This is a genomic window from Protofrankia sp. CiT1 (genome assembly GCF_917627335.1).
Lineage (GTDB): Bacteria > Actinomycetota > Actinomycetes > Frankiales > Frankiaceae > Protofrankia.
This window is the reverse complement of the sequence record NZ_CAKJTP010000134.1, coordinates 4,910-11,202: the sequence shown is the minus strand read 5'-3', so window position 1 is coordinate 11,202 and position 6,293 is coordinate 4,910. Positions and strand designations below refer to the sequence as shown.

At 67.5% G+C, this 6,293-nt stretch carries 7 protein-coding genes; 2 read left to right on the top strand and 5 right to left on the bottom strand.

Annotated elements, in window-relative coordinates; genetic code table 11:
* A partial coding sequence (locus MJ785_RS17295; protein WP_239381789.1) for a catalase occupies positions 1-863 on the top strand: 863 nt, incomplete at its 5' end.
* 99 nt (positions 864-962) lie between these two features.
* On the opposite strand, the gene MJ785_RS17290 is transcribed toward MJ785_RS17295, so the two are convergent.
* The 3 genes from MJ785_RS17290 to MJ785_RS17280 all read right to left on the bottom strand — a co-directional run bounded on the left by MJ785_RS17290 (position 963) and on the right by MJ785_RS17280 (position 3,891).
* Positions 963-1,919 (bottom strand): YbhN family protein, encoded by a 957-nt coding sequence (locus MJ785_RS17290; protein WP_239381787.1) that lies wholly within the window; start codon positions 1,917-1,919, stop codon positions 963-965.
* Between the two features lie 877 nt (positions 1,920-2,796).
* Entirely contained in the window at positions 2,797-3,123 is a 327-nt protein-coding gene (locus tag MJ785_RS17285; protein ID WP_239381785.1) for a hypothetical protein, read from the bottom strand.
* Between the two features lie 210 nt (positions 3,124-3,333).
* Positions 3,334-3,891, bottom strand: a complete 558-nt coding sequence (locus tag MJ785_RS17280) for a TIGR03668 family PPOX class F420-dependent oxidoreductase (RefSeq protein WP_239308678.1) — start codon at positions 3,889-3,891, stop codon at positions 3,334-3,336.
* Positions 3,892-3,986: 95 nt separating this feature from the next.
* Here MJ785_RS17280 and MJ785_RS17275 point away from each other — a divergent pair, with 95 nt between their 5' ends.
* Complete coding sequence (locus MJ785_RS17275) at positions 3,987-4,331, top strand: DUF6247 family protein (protein WP_239308677.1); 345 nt, start codon at positions 3,987-3,989, stop codon at positions 4,329-4,331.
* Between the two features lie 494 nt (positions 4,332-4,825).
* On the opposite strand, the gene rdgB is transcribed toward MJ785_RS17275, so the two are convergent.
* Both rdgB and rph read right to left on the bottom strand, forming a co-directional pair.
* A complete protein-coding gene (gene rdgB, locus MJ785_RS17270; protein WP_239308676.1) occupies positions 4,826-5,479 on the bottom strand; it encodes an RdgB/HAM1 family non-canonical purine NTP pyrophosphatase in 654 nt (217 codons plus the stop codon).
* A gap of 6 nt (positions 5,480-5,485) precedes the next feature.
* Positions 5,486-6,244, bottom strand: coding sequence for a ribonuclease PH (gene rph, locus MJ785_RS17265; protein ID WP_239404874.1), 759 nt, complete (start codon positions 6,242-6,244; stop codon positions 5,486-5,488).
* Positions 6,245-6,293 lie beyond the last annotated feature (49 nt).

The following is a 6,293-nucleotide window of genomic DNA, read 5'->3' as shown; positions in this document are numbered from 1 at the left end:
GCCACACCTTCATGTGGGTGAACGCGGCACATGAACGGTTCTGGGTGAAGTATCACTTCAAGACCGAGCAGGGCATCGACAACTTCACCGACGGCGAGGCGAAGGCGACGGTTGCGATCGACCCGGACCGCCATATCCGTGATCTCGCGTCGTCGATCCACAATGGTGACTATCCGTCTTGGCGACTGGAAATTCAGCTCATGCCGTTCGCGGCTGCGGCCACCTACCGTTTCAACCCCTTTGATCTGACCAAGGTCTGGCCGCACGCGGACTATCCGCCGATCACGATCGGCCGTATGGTCCTGAACCGTAATCCCGGCGACTACTTTACCGAAGTGGAACAGGCATCCTTTGAACCGGCCAACATGGTGCCCGGGATCGGCCCGAGCCCGGACAAGATGTTGCTTGGCCGGCTGTTCTCCTATCCGGACACGCATCGTCACCGGATTGGCCCAAATTATCTACAGCTACCGATTAATCGCCCGAAATCTCCGGTCAGCTCCTACAACAAGGACGGCGCGATGCGTTACGAGCCGTCCCGCGACCCGGTGTACGCGCCGAACAGCTACGGCGGGCCCCGGGCCGACACGGCCCGGTACGCCGACGACGCGGTGTGGGCGGCTGACGGCGAGTTCGTGCGGTCGGCGTACACACCGCACCGTGACGACAGTGACTTCGGCCAGGCGGGCGCCCTGTACCGGGACGTGATGTCCGACACCGACCGTGACCATCTGGTGAGCAACATCGTCGGGCATGCATCCCAGGATGTTCAGCCCGAGGTCCAGCGGCGGGTCGTGGAGTACTGGCGCGACGTCGACCCGGACCTCGGCGCTCGGGTCGCCAAAGGACTCGGCGTCGGCTGACCTGCCGGCACCGCCCGCGACAGCGGCAACCCGCGGCCAGCGCCGCGAGGTATCGGGAACCCCGGGCGGGGCGACAGTACGAAGATCATAGCAAGGAGATCACAGTACGTCGCGGCGGCGCAGGGCGGTCAGCGTCACCATCCCGGGTAGTACCGGAAGCCAGTAGCTGATCAGTCTGTACACGAGAACAGCGGCGAGCATGGACGCGGCGTCGCCCCCGACGGCGGTGAGACCGAGGGCCAGCGCCGGCTCGAGCGCCCCGACGTTGCCCGCCGTCGGCACGGCTCCGGCCACTGCCGCACCGATCAGGTAGATCGTCGCGATGGACAGCAAGGTCCCAGAGCCGTTGAACGCCCAGACGCACGACGCCAACGCCACGATTTGGGTGATTTTGATGCCGGCGGCGGAGGCGAGCAGGATCGCGGTCCGCCGCGGGGAACGGGCGAGCAGCAGGAGATGCCTGCCGGTGGCTGCCAGCGGAGGTTTCAATCGGTTCCGGATCCGGGGGTGCGCACTGAGCATGGCGCAGGCAAGCAGGCAGCCCGCGACGCATCCAAAGGCCAGCCTGGAACGCATGTGCCGATTGATCAGCTCAACGGGCGCGCTCATCGCGTTTCCGGCACCTGGACCGTTCGCCAGCCCGGTGACAAGCACGATTCCGGCCACATGCGCGAGCGCCACGACAACCTTCACCGCGGCGACGGCACCCAGCCCGGCTGACCGGGTGAGCCGTTGGCGTTCCAGGTAGCGCACGTTCACCGCGATCGCTCCAAGGCCCGCCGGCAGTAGCCGGTTCGCCGCCGCGGCCGCGAGCTGCACCCCTGTCGCCGTGTGCAGCCGCAGCGGCAGCCCGCTGGCCGCGCGTAGGGCCAGCGCGTTGGCCAGGAAGAACAGGGCGGAGGCGAACCCGCACACCACAAGCCAAGGCCAGGCGGGAGCCGCGACGTTCGACAGCTTGGCGGTTACCTCGGTGCGAAACCTGGTCACAAGCAGCAGGACCATCGGGATCGCGATGGCGATCCCGATCAGCGCGCGGGGCTGGCGCGGCCATCCCACGCGAACACGAGGCCAATGCGGCCGCAACGCCGCCGGTGAAAGCGCGTCCAGTGCACACCCACCGGACGCATCCCGCACCAACGGGTGAGTAATGCGCTGGTGGGGAATGGTGACCGGGGGCAGCACGACGGCGGTCCCGTCAGCTGCTGTCGCGGGACCCGCTTTTTCGGCGGCTATCCAGCCTGGCGTCATGGCGTCAGGGTAGATCGAGATTCATAACGGATGCTGAACAACGTACATCCGGCGCACGGACCTTCATTCAAGGGGTTCGCCGGACAGCGTGCCGCTCACCGGCCAGGCAACCGGTTTGGCCGGAAATAGTATGAAATAAACCGCACCTTGACTGTTCCCCGAGTGGGATGTGTCACTCAGGCCGATCGTGATCAGATCACGACATGATACGCATATGGCCGGTGTGTATCCGTTGCGCGACCCGGTTGCTTCCTGAAATCCCAACATCCGTTAGCGGACCGCCGGCGGCTGCTGAAAGGCCGGGCTCCGACAGATTCGCGTGTCCCGTCAACAATCACCCTGGACGGTACGGAAACGGCTTTCGGCGCATTGGCGAACGGCCGTACCGTGTTTATCGTCGATGTCATGAGCCGCTGCCCGCGCGCCCGCGCCCCGCGCCCGCGCCCCGCGGTACGCCGGTACGCCGGTACGCCGGTACGCCGGTACCGAGAAATTGCAGGTGGAACTGTTCGGCCGTGGTTTTCCGTGATCTGTTTTCCGCGCAACCAGGCTGGTGGCGTGCCCACAGGCCCAGGCGGCGGGTTGGTGGAGTACACCGGGCGGCGACGCTGATGGGCCGGCTCACCGCTGGCCCACCGCTGGCCCACCGCCGGCCCGGCCCATCAGCTACCGAACGCTCTCCATCTCACCGTATGGCGGACCGGCCGCCCGCCCACACCAACGCGGCATCCGGCGACATCCGGATCCCAGCCGTCGCGGCGATGTCCACGAAGAAGAAAAGTGGCGTGACCTGGTAATCATGCCAACCGTTCTCAACCGCGAACAGTTCCGCTGACTCGGCCGAACCAAAAGTGACCGTCGCGTCACGAATCTGCCGCGTCTCCCCCGACTCAAAACGAATGACCCCGTACAGGACGGGCAGCTGCCCGCGCGCAGCCCCGCCGTCACCGGTCCCGTCGTCAGCGTCGTCACCGTCGTCCGCGTTCGCGCTGGTTGCCGCCACCGGCCCCACCGCCTCCTCCCAATCGCTCGTTCGGTACCCCCGCATCGCATGCCGGGCGCGCGCTGCCGGCACACCCGGTCAGCCCCGACACGCCCCAATGGCCCGAGCACGACACGGCTTGGCGTCCCGTCGCATCTCGCCCAAAGACAAGATTCACTATGCAAGAGTCGTCTGATCATGTGATAACCGCGTTACCCGCAGGTGACCACCACGTACGGATCAGTAGGCGAGGCCGGTACAGCCGGGCGTACCGCCTGGGACAGCCGGCAGACCGGGCGGGGCAACGGGCAGACCGGGCGGTACGCGCCGGCCGGTGGGCGCCACGGGAGCGCCCGCGGGTTCCCCAGGGGCCTGCGCGTGCCCGAGACAGGCCCAGCCGATCCAGCGGCGGACCTCAACGAGAATGACCTGGCCCACCGGCCGGCGCTCGCGGTACTGATCGTACTTTGCCACCAGCTGGTCAATCGCGTCATGCCAGGCGGATCCGTCATCGAGAATGCGGGCGACACCGTCGGCTCGAGCCCACCACAGCAGGTTCCAGTCGTTCGCGTAGTAATCGACGATCAGGCTGACCCTCGGGTTGACCGCGATGTCGGCTAAGCGACGCAGAGCCATCGACCGTTTGGGCTTGTGGTCCACCACGGTCACGATCACATCGTCGTGCAGTGCGAAGGTGATGGGCACCAAGTGGGGCTGCCCGCTCGCGTCCGCCGTGGCCAGCCGGGCAACCTCAGCGGCGGCAAACCGGCCGCGTACCTCATCGGCGTCCAGGTTCATCCCTCATACCTACCGCCCTCGTACCTGCCGCGATACCTGCCGCGAGCGGTCAGGCCCCGCCTGGGGTGCGGACAGCCGGACGAGACAATAAGCGCATGGCTGACGCGGACGTGACAACCTCGCCGCATGGGGTGCGGATCCGGGTGAACAAGACAGGGCCAGGCGTGCATGCCGCCCTCGACCCGGACCGCAGGGCAGAGTTCGAGGCGGAGTTCCGAAACGCGCTGGCGCACGCCGACAACCAGTCCGACCTGGATGCCGTCCAGGATGTGGTCGAACGGTGGTGGCCGGCGGCAGTGCTGTGCGCCAACCCGGAGATCCAGGAAGAGATCGACATGGGCCGCTGCCGCGCGGCGGACGATGCCCACACCGCGTTCGGCCATCTCACCAGCCACCCGCACCCGCACCCGGAGGACGCCGACGCGGCGGTAGACAGTTGATCCCACCGCGGTCAGGCAGGCTGCTGGCACACCATCATGACCATCACCAGTTCAGGAGCCGCGGCCCCGCCGGAGATCGTCGTCAGGTTCCGCGCCTGAGCGCCGCCAGCGCCCGGCGCGCCAACGCTCGCGCACCCATGACTCAGACCAGCGCACACCGAGGGTGATCGAGGACGCGACTGGGGTGTCACGAGTCGGGGACGGATGGGAACGACCCGGACACCTCAGCCGCGTCCTTAACCTACCCTGCCGATAGCAAATAGTCACTGATCGATTACAGGTGGTTCTAGCTTACACGGCAATTGGCCTCCATGTACCCGTTTTGGCGTGGTCTACTGCCATGTCTTTTGCCGGATTTCACCGCCGCCTGCGCAGTGACGGGAGGTCAATCACGGAACGTGTCCAAATCTCCGCTAACAGATCGCCAGATATAACTCTCCGGACATGTCCGGCCGCTCCCCGAAGATGGGCGGAGAGCGGCCGGCGGAAGCCGCTCAGACGCCCAGCTGCCCCCGCAGGACGCCCGCAAGCTCTGCGAACGCCCGTCCCCGATGACTGATAGCGTCCTTCTCGGCCGGGCTGAGTTCCGCGCTGGTCCGCTCCTCGCCGTCCGGCACGAACAACGGGTCGTAACCGAAACCGCCGGTCCCGCGCGCCGCGGTCAGCAGCCGTCCGCGCATCTCGCCGTGCACGACCTGTTCGCCCCCGCCCGGGATCACCAGGGCCGCCGCGCACACGAACACCGCGCCGCGCCGCGCCGCGGGCACATCGGCCAGCTGGGCCAGCAGGAGCTCGTTGTTGGCGGCGTCCCGCTCCGCTGGGGACACCCGCGGCCGCGACCCGGCCCAGCGCGCGGACAGCACCCCGGGCATGCCGTTGAGGGCATCGACCGCGAGCCCTGAATCGTCCGCCACGGCAGGCAGACCGGTGACCCGTACCGCGTCCCGCGCCTTGATCAGGGCATTTTCGGCAAAGGTGGCCCCGGTCTCGGGAACCTCCGGGCCATCGGGCAACGCCAGCAGCTCGATGGTCAGCCCCGTGGCCGCGAGAATACGGCCCAGCTCGACGATCTTGGCGTTATTGCGGCTCGCCAATACGACACGGGCCGGCCCGACCGCACTGCGCGCAAGGCCTCCATCCGCAATCATCGGCGATCACCGGGCGGACGCGCGGGACGCGGGGCGCGGCCCTCCCGACGGCACCGGACGCACCTGGGCGAGTGCCGCCCGCTGGATGTCGGTCAGCCGTGTGCACCCCCGGACGGCCAGATCAAGCAGCTGGTCGAGCATGGCCCGGTCGAAGGGCATGCCCTCCGCCGTGCCCTGGACCTCGACAAAGCCGGCGTCACCCGTGCAGACCACGTTCATGTCGGTATCGGCACCGGCGTCCTCGTCATAGGCGAGGTCCAGCACGGGCTGACCGCCGACGACGCCGACGCTCACCGCGGCCACACTGCGGATCACCGCATCCGGGCGGCCCAGCCAGGCGCACGCGTCGGACAAAGCCACATAGGCGCCGGTGATGGAGGCGGTACGGGTACCGCCGTCGGCCACCAGGACGTCACAGTCGATCGCAATCGTGTTCTCGCCGAGGAGCTTGAGATCGATGCAGACGCGCAGGCTGCGGCCGATCAGCCGGGAGATCTCATGAGTCCGGCCACCGATGCGCCCCCGCACCGACTCACGGTCGTTGCGGGTGTTCGTCGCCCGCGGCAACATCGCGTACTCCGCGGTCACCCAGCCCAGGCCGCTGCCCTTACGCCAGCGTGGTACGCCCTCGGTCACGGACGCGGCGCACAACACCCGCGTCCGCCCGAATTCGATCAATACCGAACCCTCAGCATGGTCCTGCCAGCCACGAGTGATCATTACCGGGCGAAGTTCGTCGAATGTCCTGCCGTCGGAACGCTTCACGACGACTGACCCTACCGGCAGGCGCTAAGTGGTCGGCGCCGGAAGTTCT

Coding starts and splice junctions, on each gene's coding strand:
- MJ785_RS17280 (WP_239308678.1), bottom strand. CDS start 3,891: ATGAACCTGGACGCCGATGAGGTACGCGGCCGGTTTGCCGCCGCTGAG.
- rdgB (WP_239308676.1), bottom strand. CDS start 5,479: ATGATTGCGGATGGAGGCCTTGCGCGCAGTGCGGTCGGGCCGGCCCGT.
- MJ785_RS17275 (WP_239308677.1), top strand. CDS start 3,987: ATGGCTGACGCGGACGTGACAACCTCGCCGCATGGGGTGCGGATCCGG.